Raw genomic sequence first — 20,810 nt, forward strand, 5'->3', positions numbered from 1 at the left:
GCGCCGTGAACTTCGATGCCGACAAATTGCTGAATACACTGCGCGGCCTTCCGGCCGCGCAGCGCTATTGGGTGGCCTACAGCGGCGGACTGGATTCCAGCGTGCTGCTGCATGCGCTGGCGCAGTGCCGTACCGAACTTGGCGGCGAACTGCGCGCGGTGCACGTGAATCATCACCTCCAGCCGCAGTCAGATGCCTGGCAGGCGCACTGTGCGCGCGTGTGCACGCAGCTCAGCGTGCCGCTCGAGTGCCGCGACGTCAGCGTGGCCCCGGCCAGGGGCGAAAGTCTCGAAGCCGTGGCGCGTGCGCAACGTTACGCGGCTTACCGCAAATTGCTGCGTGCGGGAGACCTGCTGCTGCTCGCACATCATCAAGACGATCAACTCGAGACGTTTCTGCTGCAGGCGCTGCGCGGTGCCGGCCTGCGCGGATTGGCGGCCATGCGTGCGCGTGCCAAATGCGGCACCGGAAAATTGGCGCGGCCGCTGCTCGGGTTCACACGCGCGGAATTGCGCGCCTGGGCGGAGCTGCAACGCTTGGAGTGGCTGGAGGATCCCAGCAACGCCGACACGCGCTTTGCGCGCAATTACCTGCGCCATGAAATCCTGCCGCGGCTGAAAGCTCGCTGGCCGGCGGCCGCGGCGACCGTGAGCCGCAGTGCGCGGCATTGCGGCGAGGCCGTGGAATTGCTCGCCGCCGTAGCGGCGGAGGACTGGCAGCGGTGCGCCGACAGCGAGGGGTGGTCGCTGGCGGTAGCGGCGCTGCGCAAGCTGGGCGTGGCGCGCGCCGGGAATCTGCTGCGTTTCTGGTTCGCCAGGCTGGAATTGCCGGCACCGCCTGCCCACAAACTCGAGCAGGTGTTTACTGAAGTGCTGGCGGCCGGCGCGGATCGCAATCCGCGCGTGAACTGGGAGGGCGCGGAATTGCGCCGTTTCCGCGCGCGTCTGTATGCCATGGCGCCGCTGCCGGAGGCGCCGGCAGAGGAACTGCGTCTGCATCCGGGGATTGCGCTGGACCTCGGTGCTGGCTTGGGCAGCCTGTCTCTGCAGACGATGGACGGCGAGGGTCTGCGTGCGGCATTGTGCCCCGCGGAGGGCTTGCGTATCCGGTTTCGCAGCGGCGGCGAGATTTGCCGGCCGGCCGGTCGCGCGCATCGCCGGCCATTGAAGAAATGGCTGCAGGAATTCGCGGTATTGCCCTGGATGCGCGAGCGCCTGCCGCTGATTTATGCCGGCGACGAACTCGCGGCCGTGGCCGGCCTGTTCGTGTGTGCCCGGTTTGCCGCCGGCAAAGCTGAGCCCGGACTGCGCATTCAGTGGCATGCGCATCCGCCGTTGCAAGCGTAGTCAACTGCAAGCATCGGGTCTTTTTGCCGCGCAGCTTCATTCAGGCGGCCGATTCTGTTACCCTGTCATCCCGATTCGCGGAGCCGTTCCGGCACCGCATCGGGAGTGTCGATGGCTCATTTTGTATTCGTCACCGGCGGCGTGGTTTCTTCCCTGGGAAAGGGCATCGCCTCCGCCTCGCTGGGCGCGCTGCTTGAAGCGCGCGGCCTCAAAGTCACCATGGTCAAGCTGGATCCCTACATCAACGTGGATCCCGGCACCATGAGCCCGTTCCAGCACGGCGAAGTGTTCGTCACCGAGGACGGCGCCGAAACCGACCTCGATCTCGGCCATTACGAACGCTTCGTGCGCGCGCGCATGGGGCGCAGCAACAATTTCACCACCGGCCGCATCTACGAAAACGTGATCCGCCGCGAGCGCCACGGCGACTACCTCGGCGGCACGGTGCAGGTGATCCCGCACATCACCGACGAGATCAAGCGCTGTGTGCGCGAGGGCGCGGGCAACGCCGACATCTGCATGGTGGAAATCGGCGGCACCGTGGGCGACATCGAATCCTTGCCGTTCCTCGAGGCCATCCGCCAGATGGGTATCGAGGCGGGCCGTGGCAAGTGCGTGTACATGCACCTGACGCTGGTGCCGTACATTCCCACCTCCGGCGAGACCAAGACCAAGCCCACCCAGCACTCGGTCAAGGAGCTGCGCTCCATCGGCATTCAGCCGGATATTTTGTTGTGCCGTGCCGCCAAACCGCTGCCCGAGGAAGCGCGCCGCAAGATCGCGCTGTTCACCAATGTCGAGGAGCGCGCGGTGATTTCGGCACCCGATGCCGACGATATCTACCGCATCCCGCTCATCCTGCACGAGCAGGGTCTCGATGACATTGTGGTGGACATGCTGCGCGTGAACGCGCGGGCCGCCAACCTGAGCGAGTGGCGCCGGGTGGTGGAAGCCCGGGCCAATCCGGAAGCCAGCGTCAACGTCGCCATGGTGGGCAAGTACGTGAATCTCGCCGACGCCTACATGTCGCTCAACGAGGCGCTCAAGCATGCCGGCATCCGCACGCGCACCGAGGTCAAGATTCACTACATTGATTCCGAGGAAGTCGCCAAGCGCGGTACGCAACTGCTGCACGGCATGGATGCGATCCTCGTGCCCGGCGGGTTCGGCGAGCGCGGCATCGAGGGCAAGATCGCAGCTGCCGGTTATGCGCGCGAACAGCGCATTCCCTATCTCGGCATCTGTCTCGGCCTGCAGGTGGCGGTTATCGAGTTCGCGCGTCACGTGGCCGGTCTCAAGGATGCGCACAGCACGGAATTCGCGCCGCGCACAGGGCATCCGGTGATCGCCCTGATTACCGAGTGGCAGGACCGCAGCGGCCAGACGGAAAACCGCAGCGCGCAATCGGATCTGGGTGGCAGCATGCGCCTGGGTGCGCAGGCGGCACATCTCAAGTCCGGTACGCTGGCGCACAAGGTGTACGGCAAAGACGTCATCCAGGAGCGCCATCGCCATCGTTATGAATTCAACAACAATTACCTGGAGACGCTGGAGAAGAAGGGTCTGGTGTTCTCCGGTTTCTCAGTGGACCAGCTGGTGGAAATGATCGAGCTGCCCGGGCATCCGTTCTTCATCGCCTCGCAGTTCCATCCGGAGTTCACGTCCACGCCGCGCGACGGCCATCCGCTGTTCAGCGAATTCATCCGCGCCGCGCGTGCCTACGCCGCCGCGCAGCCCGCACTCAAGGCGGCACGCGCATGAAGCTGTGCGGATTTGAAGCCGGAAACCACCAACCCTTCTTTCTGATTGCCGGACCTGACACGCTGGAAAGCGAGCAACTGGCGCTGGACGTGGCCGGTCATCTGAAAGAAGTGACCCGGCGGCTCAAGATTCCGTACATCTTTAAGGGCTCTTTCGACAAGGCCAACCGCAGCTCCGGCAAGAGCTACCGCGGTCCCGGCATGCAAGAGGGCCTGCGCATTCTTGCCAAAGTGCAAAAAACCCTGGGCGTGCCGGTACTCACCGACGTGCACGAGGACACGCCCATCGAGGAAGTGGCGGCCGTGGTGGACGTGGTGCAGACGCCCGCGTTTCTGTGCCGCCAGACCAATTTCATCCAGCGCGCCGCGCGCGCCGGCAAGCCGCTCAACATCAAGAAGGGCCAGTTCCTCTCGCCCTGGGAAATGCGCAACGTGGTGGACAAGGCGCACGCCGCCGGCAACGCGCAAATTTTGGTGTGTGAGCGCGGATTTTCCTTCGGCTACAACAATCTCGTCGTGGACATGCGCGGGCTCGCGGTGATGCGCGACACCGGCTGCCCGGTGGTGTTCGACGCCACCCACTCGGTGCAGTTGCCCGGCGGACAGGGCGCAAGCTCCGGCGGGCAGCGCGAATTCATTCCGGTGCTGGCGCGTGCCGCTATCGGCGCCGGTGTGGCCGGCGTGTTCATGGAAACCCATCCCGATCCCGACAAAGCGTTGTGCGACGGGCCCAATTCCTGGCCGCTCAAACTTATGGCGGAGTTGTTGGGCACACTCAAAGAACTGGATACGACGGTTAAGTGCAAGCCTTATGTGGAATCTCAGCTTTGAGCTAGGGGCTAAAGGAACCGCGATGGAACCCAGATTGCTTGCGAAGATTTTGCTCAGGCTGTTGGCGATCTATTTAGTAGTCCGCGGAATTATGTTTTTGCCGAATTTGTATATTGTACGTTCAGCGGCGCAATTTCATTCGGATAGCTTGAATCCATATCTTTGGTCTGTGATCACAGTGCTTGCTCCCATCGTTGCCGGAATCATACTTTGGGCGCTATCACCGTTTATTGCTTCCTGGCTCGTGGGAGCTAATGACCGAAAGTTGAATGTATCCATGATGTCTAGCGACAACATTCAGGAGATTGTCGTTGGCTTGGCTGGTCTGATCATTGTGATTTTGGCAATCCCAGAGGTTGTCAATTGGCTAATACATTTGTTTACGCGCTCGTTCTTTAACGGCCAACACCGTGTATTTGATATGGATGAATTGGCATGGTTGATTGCGTCGGCATTGCAGCTGCTTCTTGGTTTGTGGTTGTTTTTTGGAGTTCGGTTTTGGGTAAGGTTATTTCGGAAAGCGCGCGAGTTTGGCTTGAGCAAGCCTCTGTGATCGGATGCTATTGTCGTTTGGGAAAATTGGATCATGACCAAAATTACTGAACTCCGTGCCCGCGAGATTCTGGATTCACGCGGCAATCCCACCGTGGAGGTGGACGTGATCCTGGATTCCGGCACCGTGGGGCGCGCGGCCGTGCCGTCAGGGGCCTCTACCGGCTCGCGCGAAGCGGTGGAGCTGCGCGACGGCGATCCGCGGCGTTACGGCGGCAAGGGCGTGCGCAAGGCAGTTGCCAATGTGCAGGGCGAAATTCAGCGTCGCGTGCGCGGCCTGGCGGTCGAGAATCAGGAAAAACTGGACCGCGCCTTGATCGAATTCGACGGCACCGAAAATAAATCACGCCTCGGCGCCAACGCGATTCTCGGTGTATCGCTGGCCGCGGCACGCGCCGCGGCACGTGAGCACGAGATGCCGCTGTACCGCTGGCTGGGCGGCGAGCGCGCTGTGACTTTGCCGGTGCCGCAGATGAACGTCATCAACGGCGGGGCGCATGCGGACAACAACGTGGACCTGCAGGAATTCATGATTCTGCCGGTGGGTGCGCCGAATTTCGCTGAGGCGCTGCGCCATGCCGCCGAAGTGTTTCACGCGCTCAAGGAAGTGCTGCACGCACGCGGACTTTCAACCGCCGTGGGCGACGAGGGCGGGTTTGCGCCGGATCTGCCGTCGAACGAAGCGGCACTCGAAGTCATTATGGAGGCCATCGACCGCGCCGGCTACGTGGCGGGCAGGGACATTTACCTGGGCGTGGACGCGGCGAGCAGCGAGTTCTACCGGGAAGGCCGCTATCAACTCGATTCCGAACAGCGCCGCTACAGTTCCGCTGAATTCAACGATTATCTGGTGCGGCTCGTGGACCGCTATCCCATCATCAGCCTCGAGGACGGCATGGCGGAGAATGACTGGGAAGGCTGGAAACTCTTGACCCGGAAACTCGGCGCACGCGTGCAACTCGTGGGCGACGACATCTTTGTCACCAACACCGGAATCCTCCAGCGCGGCATCCAGGCTGGCGTGGCTAATTCGATTCTGATCAAGCTCAATCAGATCGGCACGCTCACGGAAACCCTGGCGGCCATCAACATGGCCGTGCAGGCCGGCTATACGGCGGTAATCTCGCATCGTTCGGGCGAGACCGCGGACAGCAGCATCGCGGATCTGGCGGTCGGCAGCCGCGCCACCCAGATCAAGACCGGGTCGCTGTCGCGCTCGGAACGCCTCGCCAAGTACAACCAGTTGCTGAGAATCCAGGAGTCACTCGGGCGCCGGGCGCGTTATCATGGGGCGGCGGCCTTTGCCGCAGCGGTGGTCCGGCACTCATGAAACCAGGCGGGTTGCAGCTCAAGTTCTTGTTGCCGCTGATTCTCATATTGCTGCTGTTGCTGCTGCAGTATCAGCTCTGGTTCGGCACCGGCAACATCCACGATGCCACCAAGCTGCAACAACAGGTCACGGCGCAGCAGTCCCAGAACGTCGAGCTGGCCAAGCGCAACCAGGAACTGGCGGCGCAGGTGCACGACCTCAAGCAGGGCCAGGCCGCAGTCGAGGAACAGGCGCGCAGCGATCTCGGCATGATCAAGCAAGGCGAAACGTTCTACCAAATCGTGCGTATACCGCCGCCGGCTGCGGCCACGCATTGAGCGCATGTCGTCCGGGCCGAGATTCTGGGCCGTCGTTCCCGCCGCGGGCCGCGGGACGCGCATGGGCGGCGGAGTTCCCAAGCAGTATCTGCCGCTCGCCGGACGCACGGTTATCGAGCACACGCTGGAGTGTTTGCTGGCACAGGCGCGCATTGCCGTAGTCACCGTGGCCGTGGCCGACGATGATGTTTACGCTAGGCGCTACCTGGCGCGCGGCTGGAGCAAGCCGGTGAAGCTGGTACCGGGCGGTGCGCAACGCGCGCACTCGGTGCTCAACGCCCTGCACAGCTTGCAGGACGAGTTGCATGCAGACGACTGGGTGCTGGTACACGATGCGGTGCGCCCGTGCTTGCATGCCGAAGATCTGGATAAGCTGATGCGCACACTCGAATCAGCGGACGTTGGCGGCATCCTGGCAGCGCCACTCGCCGATACCGTGAAGCAAGTCGCGGAAGACGGCACCATTCAGGCAACGCCGGACCGGCAGAAGCTGTGGCGGGCATTTACTCCGCAGATGTTCCGCTACGGCTTGTTGCAATCCGCACTGCAGACTGCGTTGGATTCAGGCCGGGTGCCGACCGACGAAGCCGCGGCCATGGAAACCGCGCATCCCGGGCAGGTCCGCGTGGTCGAGGGGCGCAGCGATAACATCAAGATCACGCGACCCGCAGACGTGATCCTCGCGGAGGCTATTTTGGGAGCACGTGCATGAGAATCGGACAGGGTTTTGATGTGCATGCCTTCGGACCCGGGACCGGATTTGTTCTGGGCGGCGTGCACATTCCGCACATACAAGGCATCAAGGCGCATTCCGACGGCGATGTGCTGCTGCACGCGTTGTGCAATGCGCTGTTGGGTGCGGCGGCGCTCGGCGATATCGGCCGGCATTTTCCCGACACTGACGCACGCTACAAGGGCGCTGACAGTCGCAAGCTGCTGGCACAGGTAATAAGACTTCTGGCAGGGCGTGGACTGAAGCCCGTGCAAGTGGATTCCACCATCATCGTCCAGTCACCGAAAATGGCGCCCCACATTCCCGCCATGTGTGCCAATCTGGCCTCGGATCTGAAACTGTCGCACGATCGCGTGAACGTCAAGGCCACCACTACCGAGGGCTTGGGTTACATTGGCCGCGGTGAGGGTATTGCCGTGCAGGCGGTGGTGTTGGTGGATGTGGATAGCTAGAACTTAAAATCAGATTTTCTAACCGTTCGTGTTGAGCTTAGCGGAGCGCAGCTCCGCGAAGTCGAAACGCCGGATATTGAGAAACCTGCTGTCCTTCGACTTCGTGCCTTCGGCACTACGCTCAGAACCTGCCCCGGACTTGATCCAGGAGCGAACGTATTTTGAGATCAGTATTAAAACGTTGGAGAATGCTGTGCTGACGAAAATTGAACACGGAAACGGAATCACGGAGCTGCAGCTCGCGCATCCGCCGGCCAATGCCCTGAATCCGGCCTTGGTGCAGGCGTTGCGTCAAGCCATCACATCCGCTGCCAGAGGCGGGACACGCGCGCTGATACTGTCCGGCGCCGAAGGCATGTTTTCTGCCGGCCTGGATGTGCCGGAACTCCTGAAACTGGATGCCGCCGCCATGAGCGCGTTCTGGAGGGAATTCATCGGACTGCTGCGAACGATCGCACTGTCGCCGGTTCCCATCGCCGCCGCGCTTACGGGACATAGTCCCGCGGGCGGCGCGGTGCTCGCGATTTTTTGCGATACGCGCATCGCAGCCCAGGGCGAGTTCAAGATTGGCTTGAATGAAGTGCAGGTGGGTCTGCCCGTGCCGGCGGTCATTTATGCCGCCATGCAGCGTCTGATAGGTGCGCGCCAGGCGGAACGCCTGTGTCTGCACGGCTTGTTGATCACACCGGATGAAGCGCTGCGCATCGGATTGGTGGACCAGGTGTTGCCAATGGAACGGGTGATTGCCGCTGCGCTCGAATGGTGCCGCAGCCTGCTGGCCTTGCCGCCGCAGGCCGTGGCCGCCACGCGCCAACTCGCGCGGGCTGACCTCGTGGAGTCATGTACAAAACTCGGCGAACGCAGTCATGAGGACCTGATGAATGTCTGGTTCAGCGCTGAAACCCAGGCCGCGATGCGCGCCATGGTAGCGCGGCTGGCTGCGCGTAAAACCTCCTCTTAAGGCGGCAGGTTTGTTGCTTATTGCACAAACCCACGTCTGCCCGTCGTCACCTATCCGTAATTCTCTTCTCCTGTAGGAGCGCCTTTCAGGCGCGATTCTGACGCGATAAGCAGATTGATTGAATCGCGGCAGCATGCCGCTCCTACCGCAAAATGTGCTGATTCCGTGGCATGTCGCTGCGAGGCTGCCGCCCGCTATAATCTGGCGCGGCCACTCTGGGGATTCCATGGCTGACGAGCAACCAAGCTTTTGGGCACGCCTCAAGCAGCACCACATCTACCGCGTGGCGGCATGGTATGGCGCGTCCATTGCCGTGCTGATTCAGATCGTGGCCCGCGCCTTTCCATACTTTGGCTGGTCGTCGGCGGTGCCGGCCGTAATCATTATCCTGATTGCGGGGTTCCCGGTAGCGATGGTGCTGGCCTGGCTCCTGGTCACGCCTGCCGATGCCGCCAGCCAAACCGTTTGGCAGCGACGACACTGGAAGCTTGGCGCCATAGTCGTGCCCGTGGTGATCGCCGCGGTGGTGGTGTCCGGTTACTTCGCTTGGGGGGTTTCCAAGCGTCATGTACAGCGGCTCGCTGAAGCGTCTGCGGTGACCGCCGCCATTCCGACGAAATCCATCGCAGTACTGCCATTCGAAAATCTCAGCGCCGACAAGAACAATGAATATTTCGTCGCTGGCATGCAGGACCTGATTCTGACCAAGCTGGCCGATATCGGCGATCTCAAGGTGATCGCACGCACTTCGACCGCGAATTACGCCAGTCATCCCGATAACCTGAAATCCGTCGGCCGGCAACTGGGTGTTGCAAGCGTTCTGGAAGGAAGTGTGCAGAAACAGGGTACGCAGGTGCTGATCAACGTGCAGTTGATCGATGCCGATACTGAGAGTCATATCTGGGCGCAGGCTTACACGCGCACGCTGGACAACGTGTTCGGGGTGGAAGGTGAGGTGGCGGAAAAGATCGCCGCTGCGCTCGATGCAAAACTGACCCACGCCGAAACGGCGCGCCTTGCAGCGGTGCCGACCCAGAACCAGGCCGCGTTCGATCTGTTCCTGCGTGCCGAGTACCAGACGAACCAGGGCGAAATCGGGGGCGGCAACCCTCTGTTCTTTGCGGTCGCGATCCCGCTGTACCGGCAAGCCATCGAAAGGGATCCCGGTTTTGCGCTTGCTTACGCGCGGCTGTCCTACGTGGAAAGCGCCCTCGCATGGGAAGGCGCCAGTGGGCAGGATGCAGGGCAGCTCAATGCACAGGCACGTGCCGACGCCGAACAGGCGCTCAAATTGGCGCCGGATCTCGCCGCGTCGCAACTCGCGTTGGGCTACAACGACTATTTGGGCCATCTCGATTACGACGGCGCGCTCAAGGCCTTTGCGGCAGCACTTGCGCTTCGTCCCAACGATCCCGACGCGCTTGAAGCACAGGGGTTGGCTCAACGTCGCATGGGACGTTTCGATGCGGCGATCGCTTCTCTCGAACAGGCGTTCACGCAGAATCCACGCAACTCCGTGCTTGCCGAAGATATCGGCAGCACCTACATGGGTGTGGGTCGTTACCCGGATGCCGAACGCTGGTCATCGCGTGCACTGACCCTGGATCCAGGCAATATCAGTGCCACGGAGGACCTGGTTCACAGCATCCTGTTCGGCAGCGGCGATGTTGCGCGCGCCTTGGCTGCGGCGGATCCCGCAACTCGCGGATCAACCATTCCCGAGCGCTACTCCAACCGCGCGAAAATCGGAATGCGCGTACCGCTATTGATCTATCAAAGGCAGTACCGGCAGGCACTGGAGCTGCTCGACAGTGTTCCCGGCCCCAACATACCCGACCCGTTCCTTCGCTACGTGATAATCGGCAAGCCGCAGACGAAAGCGCGGTTGTTCCGGTTGCTGGCCGAGCCGGACCGTGCCAAGCCTCTGTACGAGCAGGTTCTGCCCATACTGCGGGCACAACTCAAGGTGCAGCAGGATGTCAATCTGGCGCTGGTCTGGAACCGTATCGCCGAAGCCGAGCTGGGTCTTGGTCACACCGCGGAAGGTCTGGACGCGGTCGCCAGGTCGCAGGCCATCGCTTCCAGGAGCAACGATCGCATATCTGCAGCGAGGGTGATGGAACTCAACGCCGGGCTCTACGCTCAGGTCCATCGCCCCGATCTTGCGGTGCCGCTGGCGGCCAAGTCCCTGGCGACGCCCGGCATCGGCGACCACTACTCACCAGTGATGCTGTGGTTGGACCCGGCCTGGGATCCGATCCGTAACGATCCGCACTTCCAGGCGTTGCTGATGCAATATGCGAAATACAAACCGGCGGTCACCTACGACAGCGCGCCCGCCGCCGCGACGTCCGCCTCCGCTTCCACACATTGATGCCGCACTTCGTTGTGTCCTGAAAGCAGTTGAATTCGCTGGATTCCGGCTTTCGCCGGAATGACGAAATGAGGGCGCGGCTTGTCAGAGCTTATTCACGTACGGGATCAGGATGCCCAGCAGCGCGAGCACACCCAGCACGATGAGGCCGATACCGGCGATGTAACGCAGTACCCTGATTCTCTGGAACAGTCCTGGCCACAGCAGAACAATGAAGCCGCCGACGATGGTGAAGATGACCAGCAGGTTGATGTTGAGCGTGATGTGCATGATTTCGGTCCCCTGAAAATAATGAATTCAAATCAATGTCGTTCGTGCTGAGCCCGTCGAAGCCTAGATAAAAATACTGCAATGACGGCATGATTTTTAAATAGACCCTTCGACTTCGCTGCGCTACGCTCAGGGCGAACGGACAATAAGGCGGAGTCGCAAAATGGGAGCCTTAGCGGCCACTCAATAATACATAGACCGCGCCGGTGCCGCCGTCCACCGGCCGCGCCGAGCAGAAGGCCATGACCCCGTCGTGTTGCCTGAGCCAGCCGTTGAGTTTCTGCTTGAGCACCGGCCCGCGCGGCCCTGAACGGTAACCCTTGCCGTGGATGATGCGCACGCAGCGCACGCGCCCGCCGCGCACCTGCTGCAGGAATTCAGCCAGTGCCAGGCGCGCATCCTCGCTGCGCAGGCCGTGCAGGTCCAGTTCCGCGCCCACGCTGAAATGCCCGCGGCGCAGCTTGCGCAGTACACGATCCTGGACACCGGGTTTGGCGTAGAAAAGTCCCTCGCCGATCAGAGGCTCGGACGGGTCCGGCAGGCCGCTCAGGCTCTCCACGAGGATTTCGCGCACCGCCGCACGGGTGAAACGCGCGTGCGGTTTAGGTTTGGGTGTACGGCGCACGGGTTTGGGTGGCAGCGGTTTGGCGTCGGCAACCGCTGCGCGGAATTCGCGAACTTCTTCGTGGCTGATTTTGTTCGGGCTTGTCATGCGCGCCACCATCCACACCGGCCACAGTATATCAAGCGCGGTTTTACAGTATCCTAGGAGCTGCAGTTGCAACGGCGGAATATCGCGTGCGTATCCTGCTGAGAAATAGCAACGGCGGTCACGCCAAAGAGCTGCACTGTCTGTCCGACGCCGTGCATCACGGCGGTGTGCCGCGCCCATGATGGCAGCCGGCGTACGCGGCATCGGCATGACATCGGCGCGCACCCGCGACCGGCTCATGCAGCGCCTCAAGGAGCAGGGCATCCGCAATCCGGCGGTGCTCAATGCCATCCGCTCCGCACCGCGACACCTGTTCGTGGACGAAGCGCTCGCCAGCCGTGCGTATGAGGACACCGCCTTGCCCATCGGGCTGGGTCAGACCATTTCCCAGCCCTTTATCGTGGCGCGCATGACCGAAGCGCTGCTCGAGGATGGCGTGCCGCAAAAGGTTCTGGAAGTCGGCACCGGCTGCGGTTATCAGACCTTGATTCTGGCCAGGCTCGTACCGCAGGTGTTCACGGTCGAGCGGCTCGCGGCCTTGCAGCAGCGTGCGCGCCGCACGCTCAATGACCTGAAAATCCGCAACGTGCGTTTCAAGCACGCCGACGGCAACTGGGGCTGGCCGCAACATGCGCCCTACGACGGCATCCTGGTCACCGCGGCGCCGGAAGAAGTGCCGGGCGCGCTGCGGGAACAACTGGCGGTCGGCGGGCGCATGGTGATTCCCGTGGGCGGGGCGGGCGGACAGGATTTGCTGCTGGTGACGCGCACGGGCGAGCGCGATTACGCGCGCCGGAGCCTGGACCGCGTGAGTTTCGTGCCGCTCCTGGGAGGCACGGAATGAGCCGCGCGCTGCGCGGCCTGCTGATCGCGGTGTGTGGCGGTGCGCTCGCCGCGTGTGCCGGCGCACTCACCTGGAATCCTTACAGTACGTCCGCACCGGCGCAGGCGAGCGCTGCCGTGGAGCCGATTCCCGGCAGGTACGTAGTGCAACCCGGCGACACGCTGTATTCCATCGCCTGGCGTTATGGGCTGGATTATCACGATGTGGCGGCCTGGAACGGTATCGGCTCCAGTTACCTCATCAAACCCGGCCAGACCCTGGTGCTGTCCGCCCCGGCGCATGTGGTGATTACACGCCCGCCGGCGCATACCTCTGCACCAAGCCGCGTGACAGCTCCGACGAGCGGTTATGCAGCGCCTGCCAGCCCCCTCAGCTGGGCCTGGCCCACCAGCGGTGCGGTCGTGCGGCTCTTCCACGCCGGCGATCCGTTGTCCAAAGGCATTGATATCAGCGGTGCGCAGGGCCAGCCGGTGTATGCCGCCGCACCCGGGAAAGTGGTGTACACCGGCAGCGGCATCATCGGTTACGGCAAACTCATCATCATCAAGAATAGCGAGCAGTTTCTCAGCGCCTACGCCGACAATGACAGCATGCTAGTGCGCGAGGGCGATGCAGTGCAGTCCGGCGAACGTATCGCCACCATGGGCCTGGATCGCAACGGCCACCCGCTGCTGCACTTCGAGATCCGTTACAACGGCAAACCGGTGAATCCACTCGATTACCTTCCGGGGCGCGTACACTTGCGCAATATGCCATAACGTTGGCAAGATTAACCTTCTGCGCCGTCCCGAGAGCGTTTCCGACATCATGACCGACCGCGAGCACGACCCCATGTCGGAACCGGAAGAGGAAATGCTTCCCGATGCCGAGACTGGGGAATCGCCGGACGGCGACAACCTGCTGGACGACGAGCAACAGGCCGCGCCGCTGGCCGGCGAGGTCGCCACGGCCTTGCGCGCGGAACCGGCCGATCCCGAGCCGCAGTTCGGCGAGGACCAGCTCGACGCCACGCGCATCTACCTTTCCGAAATCGGCTACTCGGCGCTGCTCACGGCCGAGGAAGAGGTGTATTACGCACGCCGTGCGCTGCGCGGCGACGAAGCCGCGCGCCGCCGCATGATTGAAAGCAATCTGCGCCTGGTGGTGAAAATCGCGCGCAAGTACATCAATCGCGGCCTGCCGCTGCTGGATCTGATCGAAGAAGGCAATCTCGGCCTGATTCATGCGGTGGAAAAATTCGACCCGGAGCGTGGCTTCCGGTTTTCCACCTACGCCACCTGGTGGATACGCCAGACCATCGAGCGCGGCATCATGAACCAGACGCGCACCATCCGTCTGCCCATCCACGTCATCAAGGAACTCAATCTTTATCTGCGGGCCGCACGCAAACTCTCGCAATCCCTGGACCGCACACCCTCACCCGAAGAGATTGCCGGCATGCTGGACAAGCCGCTGGCCGACGTGAAGCGTCTGCTGGGCCTGAACGAGCATATCGCCTCGGTGGATACTCCCATCGGCAAGGACGGCGACCGCATGCTGCTGGATGCCATTCCCGACGAGAACAACACCGATCCCTCTAACATCGTGCAGGACACCGATCTGCAAATCATCGTGGGACGGTGGCTGGCGCGCCTCAACGAGAAGCAACGTGAAGTCGTGGAATTACGCTTCGGCCTGAATGGCCGCGACAAGGGCACGCTGGAAGAAGTCGGAGTAGCCATCGGCGTCACGCGCGAGCGCGTGCGCCAGATCCAGATGGATGCGCTCAAGCGTTTGCGCCAGCTGCTGCAGGCGGAAGGGTTGTCGGAAGAATCGTTGTTTGAATAGCGGGGTGCCAGATCAAACTGGTAGAAGTAAATTAAGAAGTGTGGATACTAAAAATGGCGGGCTATTATGATTAAGATATTTCTTATAGTTGTGCTGTTCATGATTTCACTCCATTCATTTGGTGCTGGCAATAAAATTGACACCGACTTATTTTATATACCAAATGATGCTCCGAAAGGAACGATGTCGCTCTTGAAGCATGCAGCTCGTTTGGCACTGAAGAGTCAGCAGTGTGTGGAAGTGATCGGTGGTGCATGGTCAACAAGAAAGGAAGCGGCTGAAGAAACGCCGTTTGATCCAGATAAGCAGTTTTTCATTCAGTGTCAATCTAACCAACCTGGTCCAGTTCCGGGGTCACCTGCTGTATTTAACCTCTATTACAGTTACAAAGATCTACGCAGCAATACGATAGAACAACGACCCGTACCCATACCGGATAATGTAGCTATCGCAGAATGCAAAAAAGCAATCCTAGGTCGTTTGAAATTTCCTAGTTCAGCAGAGATGGCACTTGTTCGCTACGGAGCTAACGGAACTGATAATAATTTGGTTATCTATAACTTCACCGCGCTAAATGGGTTTGGTAATCGTATTCCACAGAAGGGAAGTTGCATAATAACCCCGAAGAATGAGATTGACGTAAGAATCACCAATCGTTAGGCGAAGTTGTGAATTTCAGTGTGAAGCGAATACTGGTTAAGTAAGCTAGGAAGATTTCAAATCATCAGCAGCGCCGCGGCCACTTTGCGGTTTTCACTGATGAGCACGTTATAGGTGCGGCAGGCGGCGGCAGTATCCAGCACTTCCAGGCCGATGCCGCGACCCTGGATTTCAGCGCTGAGGCGCGCGTCCAGAAAATGCAATTGAGCGCCGGTGCCGACCACCAGAATTTCCGGTTCCAGCGCCAGCGCCACTTCGAGAGTCTCGAGGCTGATGTCCGCGGCGCGCTGCGGCGACCAATCTTCGATCAGCGTTGCGGATGAAATCACGAAACTCCGGTTGAGCAAGCGGTCATTGACGTTGATGCGCCCCGGCGCATAGGCGCGGATGACATGGGTGCTCGCGGTGCTGTCAAGCGTGAATTTCATCGCCAATAGGTTAGGGGAACGGCATAATGCGCACAAGCGCGTATGCGAGAGTCACGCCTCCTTCTCTATCTTCCCGATCTGGCCGGCGCGATCCGCGCGGCAGGCAAGCGGCGTTTCCCGGTCATGGAGAAATTCCTGGCGCGCGCCTCCCGCCACCCGGTTGCGGACGGGCCTGCGCTGCTGGCGGAATGTTTCGGGATGCCGCCCGATGATTTTCCCGTGGCGGCTCTTGAACGCTTGGCCCTTGGCGGCGCGCACAGAGGGGGCCACTGGTGGCGCGCCGATCCGGTGCACCTGCTGGTGGACCGTGATCAGGTAGCGATGCTGCCGCGCAACGCGCTGGGCGTGACGCCGGAAGAAGCGGGTGCCTTGGCCGTCAGTATCAACGCATGTTACGCAGACGACCACATGGCGCTCGAGACCCCGCGGCCGGATGCGTGGTACCTGCGCGTGCCGCAGGTCTGGCGCTGCCGTACCTGGGATCCGGCGCGGGTGGAAAGCCGTGCGATCACGGAGTTCATGCCCTCCGGTGCCGAGGCGGACCAGGTGCGCAAACTCATGACGGAAATCCAGATGCTGTTGCACACGCATCCCGTGAATCAGGCGCGCGAAGCCATGGGCCAGCCGGCTGTCAACAGTGTGTGGCTTTGGGGAGGCGGCCCGCTGCCTGATCGAACCGCACATGCGCCCGCGCGCATTGTTGCGAGCTTGCCTCTGGTGCAGGGCCTGGCGCAGCTTGCAGGACAGACCAGCGCACCCTGGCCTGCGGATCTTGATGCCCAAGCAGTAAAAGGCGAATGGCTCGTGGCCTTGAGCGTGAATGACTTCGGCGCAGATCTGGCGCGCTTGGAGCGGGAGGTTATGGCCCCGCTGTGGCGCGCGTTGCTGCGTGGACGCGTGCGTAAAATCCGGTTTTTTCCCGGCGGCAATGCGGTGTACGAGTTGACGCCAATGCCCGCACGCCACTTCTGGCGGCGTGCCCAACCTACGGCGGAACAATTGCGTGGGCCGGATGACTCACCGGCGCATTGAGCATCGCATACCGGCGGCCGACGTGTCCCTGCCGGATACGCTGCATCCGCTGCTGCGGCGCATTTACGCGGCGCGCGGAGCGCTGACGGCGGCGGATCTGGATCACGCGCTCAGCGCCCTGCACGATTTCCGCGGATTTCACGGCATGCACGCCGCGGTCGGGCTGCTGGCGGAGTGCCTGCAGCAGGACTTGAATATATTGATAGTCGGCGACTTCGATGCCGATGGCGCCACCAGTTCGGCGCTCGGAGTGCGCGCACTGCGCGCGCTCGGCGCCCGGCACGTGGATTACTTGGTGCCGAACCGTTTCGAGTACGGCTATGGCCTCACGCCTGAAATCGTGGCGCTTGCCGCCACGCGCAACCCGCAGTTGATTGTTACCGTGGATAACGGCATTTCCAGTCACGCGGGGGTGACGGCGGCGCGCGCGGCCGGCATGCGCGTTCTTGTGACCGATCATCACTTGCCCGGCGCAACCCTGCCGGACGCCGATGCGATTCTCAATCCCAATCTCCCGGGCGACGGCTTTCCGAGCAAATGCCTGGCAGGCGTGGGCGTGACCTTCTATCTGCTGTTGGCATTGCGTGCGCACCTGCGCGAATCCGGCTGGTTCACGCAGCGCGCCATCCCGGAACCGAATCTCGCCGAATTTCTCGATATCGTGGCGCTCGGCACGGTCGCCGACCTCGTGCCGCTGGATCACAACAACCGCGTGTTGGTGGCGCAGGGGCTGGCCCGCATCCGCGCCGGTCAGTGCGTGCCCGGAATCCAGGCCCTGCTGCGCAGCGCGCAGCGCGAATTGGGGCAGGTCACGGCGGAGGACCTGGGATTCGCGGTGGCGCCGCGCTTGAATGCCGCCGGCCGGTTGACCGACATGTCCCTCGGCATCGAATGCCTGCTCGCGGACGACGCTTTGCGCGCAGGCGAACTCGCTGCGAGGCTCGATGCGCTCAATCGCGAGCGCCGCGCCATCGAAGCGCAGATGCGCGCGGAGGCGCTGCGCGCAATCGACCAGATGAGCCTGAATGCGGAGGATGCGACGCTGCCGTTCGGCCTGTGCCTGTTCAATACCGAGTGGCACCAAGGCGTGATCGGTCTGGTGGCCGCGCGCATCAAGGATCGCATGCACCGCCCGGTGATTGCCTTTGCGCGCGCCGAGGACGGCCAGCTCAAGGGTTCGGCGCGCTCCGTGGCGGGCGTGCACATCCGCGATGTACTGGAAGCGGTGGACACGCGTCATCCCGGACTGATTACGAAATTCGGCGGCCATGCTATGGCGGCCGGGCTCAGCCTCGCGGCGCAGCACTATGAGGAATTTGCGCGGGCCTTTGATGCCGAAGTGCGCGACTGGCTGAAGGCCGCCGACCTGGACGGCGTGCTGTACACCGATGGCGAGCTGGAGCCCGAATACCTGACGCTGGAATGCGCCACGCTGCTGCGCACAGCCGGGCCCTGGGGCCAGGCGTTTCCCGAGCCGAGTTTCGACAATGTGTTCCAGATACTGGAGCGGCGCATCGTGGGCGACGGTCACGTGAAGCTCACGCTGGCGGAGCCGCGCAGTCATGCGCAGGTGGATGCCATCGCGTTCCATCCGGTAGGCGCGCAATTGCCAATGGACTGCCGGCAGGTACGCGTGGTTTACCGGCCGGACGTGAATGCCTGGCGCGGTGAAACCCGGCTGCAGTTGCTCGTGGAGCACATCGAGCCTGTAGTACCATAGCGCCCTTTGTTTGACCGGAATACCGCCGTGGAAGACATCAATCCCCTGCGCAACAAGATCACCGACCTCACGAGCCGCGTGCAGGCTCTCCGGGGGTATCTTTGACTACGACACCAAGCGCGAGCGCCTGCAGGAAGTAAGCCGGGAACTGGAAGATCCCGGAGTCTGGAACCAGCCGGCGCACGCCCAGGAACTGGGGCGCGAGCGAGCGCGCCTTGAGGAAACCGTGACCGGCCTCGACCGGCTGACGCGCGAGCTCGCGGATTCCGATGAGCTGCTGGGCTTGTTGGTCGAGGAGGGCGATGCGGCCTCCGCTGCAAGCCTGACGCGCGACGTGGAGCGTGTCGAGCAGCAGGTGGCGGACCTCGAGTTCCGCCGCATGTTCTCCGGCGAAATGGACGCGCACAACGCGTTCCTCGACATCCAGTCCGGTTCCGGCGGCACCGAGGCCCAGGACTGGGCCAACATGCTGCTGCGCATGTATCTGCGCTGGGGTGAACGCCGCGGTTTCAAGACCGAGCTCGTGGAAATCTCGGCCGGCGAGGTGGCGGGCATCAAAAGCGCCACGCTGCGTTTTGAGGGGCCGTATGCTTTCGGCTGGCTGCGCACCGAAGCCGGCGTGCACCGGCTGGTGCGCAAGTCACCGTTCGATTCCGGCAACCGCCGGCACACCTCGTTTGCGGCGGTGTTCGTGTCACCGGAAGTGGACGACGACATCGAGATCGATATCAACCCGGCGGACCTGAAGGTGGACACTTATCGGTCGAGCGGCGCGGGCGGCCAGCACGTCAACAAAACCGACTCTGCCATCCGCATCACGCACATTCCGACCGGCATCGTGGTGGCCTGCCAGAATGAGCGCTCGCAGCACAAGAACCGCTCCACCGCGATGAAACAGCTCAAGGCCAAACTTTACGAGCGGGAGATGCAGAAGCGCCGCGCTGACCAGCAAAAGCTCGAGGACAGCAAGGCGGACATCGGCTGGGGCAGCCAGATCCGTTCCTACGTGCTGGACCAGTCGCGCATCAAGGATTTGCGCACCGGGGTGGAGAAAGGCGACACTCAGGCGGTGCTGGACGGCGCTCTGGACGATTTCATCGAAGCGTCGTTGAAGCAGGGGCTTTAAGAAGTGAGGGGTGAGGGTGAATTGGATATCCAGGACGCAAAATGAACGAACAACAAGATGAAAATAATCTGATCCGGGAGCGGCGCGGGAAGCTCGCGAAACTGCGCGCCGACGGGCATGCGTTCCCCAACGATTTCAGGCGCGATGCGCTGGCCGAAGAACTGCATGCCGTGTACGGCAAGCATGGTCCCGAAGCGCTGGAGAAACAGGCGGTGCACGTCACCGTGGCCGGGCGCATGATGGCCAAGCGCGTCATGGGCAAAGCCAGCTTTGTCCATATCCAGGACGGGTCCGGCCGCATCCAGTTGTTTCTGCAAAAGGACGTGCTCGGTGACGCCTACGAGGCATTCAAAGGCTGGGACATCGGCGACATCCTGGGTGCGCAAGGCGTGCTGTTCAAGACCAAGACCGGCGAGTTGTCGCTGCGCGTGCAGCAACTGCGGCTGCTGACGAAATCGCTGCGGCCGCTGCCCGAGAAGTTTCACGGCCTCGCTGACACCGAGATCCGCTACCGCCAGCGCTATCTGGATCTGGTCATGAATCCGGAGTCCGCGCGCGTGTTCCAGACACGCACGCGTATCGTGCAGCACCTGCGCGATTTCATGAACGCACTCGGATTCGTGGAAGTGGAAACCCCGATGATGCAGCCGATTCCGGGCGGCGCCGCCGCCCGGCCGTTTGTGACGCATCACAACGCGCTCGACATGGACCTGTACCTGCGCATCGCGCCGGAGCTGTACCTCAAGCGCCTGGTGGTGGGCGGTTTGGAGCGCGTGTTCGAGATCAACCGCAATTTCCGCAACGAAGGCGTGTCCACGCGCCACAATCCCGAATTCACCATGCTGGAGTTCTATCAGGCCTACGCCAGCTACTCCGATCTCATGGATCTGACCGAGAACCTGATGCGCAGCCTGGCGCAGACCCTGGGTCATGGCACGCAGATCACCTACCAGGGCGCAACCCATGATTTCGGTCCCGCGTTCCGGCGCCTGCCGATCGAGCAGGCGATTGCCGAGGCCAATCACCTGGAGCGCACCCGGCTGCGCGAGCTGCCTTATCTGCGCGGAGTGTGCGAAAAACTCAGGCTGCCGGTGAAATCCGGCGACGGCGCGGGCAAACTGCAATTCTCGATTTTCGAGAAGACCGTGGAACCCAGGCTCGCGCAGCCCACGTTCATCATTGATTATCCGCTGGAAGTCTCGCCGTTGTCGCGCCGCAAAGACGGCGATCCCTTCCTGGTGGATCGCTTCGAGTTCTACGTGGGCGGACGCGAAATCGCCAACGGTTTTTCCGAGTTGAACGATCCCGAAGATCAGGCTGAGCGTTTCCGCCAACAAGCCGGCCAGAAGGCCGCGGGCGATGAGGAAGCCATGTATTACGACGCCGATTACGTGCGTGCGCTGGAATACGGCATGCCGCCCGCGGCCGGCGAGGGCATCGGCGTAGACCGGCTGGTGATGCTGTTTACCGATTCGCCCTCGATCCGCGACGTGATCCTGTTCCCGCTGATGCGGCCGGAGTAGGCGCGTCGGCGC

At 62.1% G+C, this 20,810-nt stretch carries 21 protein-coding genes; 18 read left to right on the forward strand and 3 right to left on the reverse strand.

What is annotated here, in order from left to right:
* Window positions 1-5 precede the first annotated feature (5 nt).
* From tilS to VJR90_04170, 10 genes are all read left to right on the forward strand, one after another.
* A complete protein-coding gene (gene tilS, locus VJR90_04125) occupies window positions 6-1,346 on the forward strand; it encodes a tRNA lysidine(34) synthetase TilS (protein HKV96666.1) in 1,341 nt (446 codons plus the stop codon).
* A gap of 111 nt (window positions 1,347-1,457) precedes the next feature.
* On the forward strand, window positions 1,458-3,107 hold the full coding sequence (locus VJR90_04130) for a CTP synthase (GenBank protein ID HKV96667.1): 1,650 nt from the start codon (window positions 1,458-1,460) through the stop codon (window positions 3,105-3,107).
* Window positions 3,104-3,937 carry a 3-deoxy-8-phosphooctulonate synthase gene (gene kdsA / locus VJR90_04135; GenBank protein HKV96668.1) on the forward strand — a complete coding sequence of 278 codons (834 nt, stop codon included), beginning with the start codon at window positions 3,104-3,106 and terminating at the stop codon, window positions 3,935-3,937. Before VJR90_04130 ends, kdsA begins: the two co-directional genes overlap by 4 nt.
* A gap of 22 nt (window positions 3,938-3,959) precedes the next feature.
* Window positions 3,960-4,490, forward strand: a complete 531-nt coding sequence (locus tag VJR90_04140) for a hypothetical protein (protein HKV96669.1) — start codon at window positions 3,960-3,962, stop codon at window positions 4,488-4,490.
* A 33-nt stretch (window positions 4,491-4,523) separates the two neighbouring features.
* Entirely contained in the window at window positions 4,524-5,819 is a 1,296-nt protein-coding gene (gene eno, locus VJR90_04145) for a phosphopyruvate hydratase (protein ID HKV96670.1), read from the forward strand.
* The gene (ftsB, locus tag VJR90_04150) at window positions 5,816-6,136 is read left to right on the forward strand and encodes a cell division protein FtsB (protein HKV96671.1); all 321 of its coding nucleotides are present in this window, start codon (window positions 5,816-5,818) and stop codon (window positions 6,134-6,136) included. The genes eno and ftsB overlap by 4 nt, the downstream gene beginning before the upstream one ends.
* A 4-nt stretch (window positions 6,137-6,140) precedes the next feature.
* Window positions 6,141-6,848 (forward strand): 2-C-methyl-D-erythritol 4-phosphate cytidylyltransferase, encoded by a 708-nt coding sequence (gene ispD, locus VJR90_04155; protein ID HKV96672.1) that lies wholly within the window; start codon window positions 6,141-6,143, stop codon window positions 6,846-6,848.
* Window positions 6,845-7,321, forward strand: a complete 477-nt coding sequence (gene ispF / locus VJR90_04160; GenBank protein HKV96673.1) for a 2-C-methyl-D-erythritol 2,4-cyclodiphosphate synthase — start codon at window positions 6,845-6,847, stop codon at window positions 7,319-7,321. Before ispD ends, ispF begins: the two co-directional genes overlap by 4 nt.
* Window positions 7,322-7,514: 193 nt before the next feature.
* Entirely contained in the window at window positions 7,515-8,282 is a 768-nt protein-coding gene (locus VJR90_04165; GenBank protein ID HKV96674.1) for an enoyl-CoA hydratase/isomerase family protein, read from the forward strand.
* Window positions 8,283-8,508: 226 nt separating this feature from the next.
* Window positions 8,509-10,656: a tetratricopeptide repeat protein gene (locus VJR90_04170; protein HKV96675.1), complete on the forward strand. Its 2,148-nt coding sequence runs from the start codon at window positions 8,509-8,511 to the stop codon at window positions 10,654-10,656.
* 84 nt (window positions 10,657-10,740) lie between these two features.
* Here VJR90_04170 and VJR90_04175 read toward each other — a convergent pair whose 3' ends face one another.
* Together VJR90_04175 and VJR90_04180 are read right to left on the reverse strand one after the other, a co-directional pair.
* Entirely contained in the window at window positions 10,741-10,926 is a 186-nt protein-coding gene (locus VJR90_04175) for a hypothetical protein (GenBank protein ID HKV96676.1), read from the reverse strand.
* Window positions 10,927-11,098: 172 nt separating this feature from the next.
* The gene (locus VJR90_04180; protein ID HKV96677.1) at window positions 11,099-11,638 is read right to left on the reverse strand and encodes a Smr/MutS family protein; all 540 of its coding nucleotides are present in this window, start codon (window positions 11,636-11,638) and stop codon (window positions 11,099-11,101) included.
* A gap of 181 nt (window positions 11,639-11,819) precedes the next feature.
* On the opposite strand from VJR90_04180, the gene VJR90_04185 reads away from it, so the two are divergent.
* The 4 genes from VJR90_04185 (at window position 11,820) to VJR90_04200 (ending at window position 14,969) form a co-directional block, all read left to right on the forward strand.
* The gene (locus tag VJR90_04185) at window positions 11,820-12,482 is read left to right on the forward strand and encodes a protein-L-isoaspartate(D-aspartate) O-methyltransferase (protein HKV96678.1); all 663 of its coding nucleotides are present in this window, start codon (window positions 11,820-11,822) and stop codon (window positions 12,480-12,482) included.
* On the forward strand, window positions 12,479-13,240 hold the full coding sequence (locus tag VJR90_04190; GenBank protein ID HKV96679.1) for a peptidoglycan DD-metalloendopeptidase family protein: 762 nt from the start codon (window positions 12,479-12,481) through the stop codon (window positions 13,238-13,240). The genes VJR90_04185 and VJR90_04190 overlap by 4 nt, the downstream gene beginning before the upstream one ends.
* 73 nt (window positions 13,241-13,313) lie before the next feature.
* On the forward strand, window positions 13,314-14,309 hold the full coding sequence (gene rpoS, locus VJR90_04195; protein ID HKV96680.1) for an RNA polymerase sigma factor RpoS: 996 nt from the start codon (window positions 13,314-13,316) through the stop codon (window positions 14,307-14,309).
* 66 nt (window positions 14,310-14,375) lie between these two features.
* Complete coding sequence (locus VJR90_04200; protein ID HKV96681.1) at window positions 14,376-14,969, forward strand: hypothetical protein; 594 nt, start codon at window positions 14,376-14,378, stop codon at window positions 14,967-14,969.
* Between the two features lie 56 nt (window positions 14,970-15,025).
* Here VJR90_04200 and VJR90_04205 read toward each other — a convergent pair whose 3' ends face one another.
* Window positions 15,026-15,397 carry an Mth938-like domain-containing protein gene (locus VJR90_04205; protein HKV96682.1) on the reverse strand — a complete coding sequence of 124 codons (372 nt, stop codon included), beginning with the start codon at window positions 15,395-15,397 and terminating at the stop codon, window positions 15,026-15,028.
* A 42-nt stretch (window positions 15,398-15,439) separates the two neighbouring features.
* Here VJR90_04205 and VJR90_04210 point away from each other — a divergent pair, with 42 nt between their 5' ends.
* From VJR90_04210 to lysS, 4 genes are all read left to right on the forward strand, one after another.
* Window positions 15,440-16,429, forward strand: coding sequence for a hypothetical protein (locus VJR90_04210; GenBank protein HKV96683.1), 990 nt, complete (start codon window positions 15,440-15,442; stop codon window positions 16,427-16,429).
* Complete coding sequence (gene recJ / locus VJR90_04215) at window positions 16,410-18,149, forward strand: single-stranded-DNA-specific exonuclease RecJ (GenBank protein ID HKV96684.1); 1,740 nt, start codon at window positions 16,410-16,412, stop codon at window positions 18,147-18,149. The genes VJR90_04210 and recJ overlap by 20 nt, the downstream gene beginning before the upstream one ends.
* Window positions 18,150-18,176: 27 nt before the next feature.
* Window positions 18,177-19,275 (forward strand): peptide chain release factor 2 gene (gene prfB, locus VJR90_04220; GenBank protein HKV96685.1). Its coding sequence is split into 2 segments (ribosomal slippage): window positions 18,177-18,251 and window positions 18,253-19,275, totalling 1,098 coding nucleotides; the frame shifts between segments, so codons are not numbered across the junction.
* A 41-nt stretch (window positions 19,276-19,316) separates the two neighbouring features.
* Entirely contained in the window at window positions 19,317-20,798 is a 1,482-nt protein-coding gene (gene lysS / locus VJR90_04225) for a lysine--tRNA ligase (protein HKV96686.1), read from the forward strand.
* Window positions 20,799-20,810 lie beyond the last annotated feature (12 nt).

The sequence above is a fragment of the Gammaproteobacteria bacterium genome (assembly GCA_035279405.1).
Taxonomy (GTDB): domain Bacteria; phylum Pseudomonadota; class Gammaproteobacteria; order Natronospirales; family REEB76; genus REEB76.

Excerpts from the sequence above, each read along its gene's own strand:
- VJR90_04130 (HKV96667.1), top strand. The coding sequence starts at position 1,458 with ATGGCTCATTTTGTATTCGTCACCGGCGGCGTGGTTTCTTCCCTGGGA.
- kdsA (HKV96668.1), top strand. The coding sequence starts at position 3,104 with ATGAAGCTGTGCGGATTTGAAGCCGGAAACCACCAACCCTTCTTTCTG.
- VJR90_04140 (HKV96669.1), top strand. The coding sequence starts at position 3,960 with ATGGAACCCAGATTGCTTGCGAAGATTTTGCTCAGGCTGTTGGCGATC.
- eno (HKV96670.1), top strand. The coding sequence starts at position 4,524 with ATGACCAAAATTACTGAACTCCGTGCCCGCGAGATTCTGGATTCACGC.
- ftsB (HKV96671.1), top strand. The coding sequence starts at position 5,816 with ATGAAACCAGGCGGGTTGCAGCTCAAGTTCTTGTTGCCGCTGATTCTC.
- ispD (HKV96672.1), top strand. The coding sequence starts at position 6,141 with ATGTCGTCCGGGCCGAGATTCTGGGCCGTCGTTCCCGCCGCGGGCCGC.
- ispF (HKV96673.1), top strand. The coding sequence starts at position 6,845 with ATGAGAATCGGACAGGGTTTTGATGTGCATGCCTTCGGACCCGGGACC.
- VJR90_04170 (HKV96675.1), top strand. The coding sequence starts at position 8,509 with ATGGCTGACGAGCAACCAAGCTTTTGGGCACGCCTCAAGCAGCACCAC.
- VJR90_04175 (HKV96676.1), bottom strand. The coding sequence starts at position 10,926 with ATGCACATCACGCTCAACATCAACCTGCTGGTCATCTTCACCATCGTC.
- VJR90_04180 (HKV96677.1), bottom strand. The coding sequence starts at position 11,638 with ATGACAAGCCCGAACAAAATCAGCCACGAAGAAGTTCGCGAATTCCGC.
- VJR90_04185 (HKV96678.1), top strand. The coding sequence starts at position 11,820 with ATGGCAGCCGGCGTACGCGGCATCGGCATGACATCGGCGCGCACCCGC.
- VJR90_04190 (HKV96679.1), top strand. The coding sequence starts at position 12,479 with ATGAGCCGCGCGCTGCGCGGCCTGCTGATCGCGGTGTGTGGCGGTGCG.
- rpoS (HKV96680.1), top strand. The coding sequence starts at position 13,314 with ATGTCGGAACCGGAAGAGGAAATGCTTCCCGATGCCGAGACTGGGGAA.
- VJR90_04200 (HKV96681.1), top strand. The coding sequence starts at position 14,376 with ATGATTAAGATATTTCTTATAGTTGTGCTGTTCATGATTTCACTCCAT.
- VJR90_04205 (HKV96682.1), bottom strand. The coding sequence starts at position 15,397 with ATGAAATTCACGCTTGACAGCACCGCGAGCACCCATGTCATCCGCGCC.
- VJR90_04210 (HKV96683.1), top strand. The coding sequence starts at position 15,440 with ATGCGAGAGTCACGCCTCCTTCTCTATCTTCCCGATCTGGCCGGCGCG.
- recJ (HKV96684.1), top strand. The coding sequence starts at position 16,410 with ATGACTCACCGGCGCATTGAGCATCGCATACCGGCGGCCGACGTGTCC.
- lysS (HKV96686.1), top strand. The coding sequence starts at position 19,317 with ATGAACGAACAACAAGATGAAAATAATCTGATCCGGGAGCGGCGCGGG.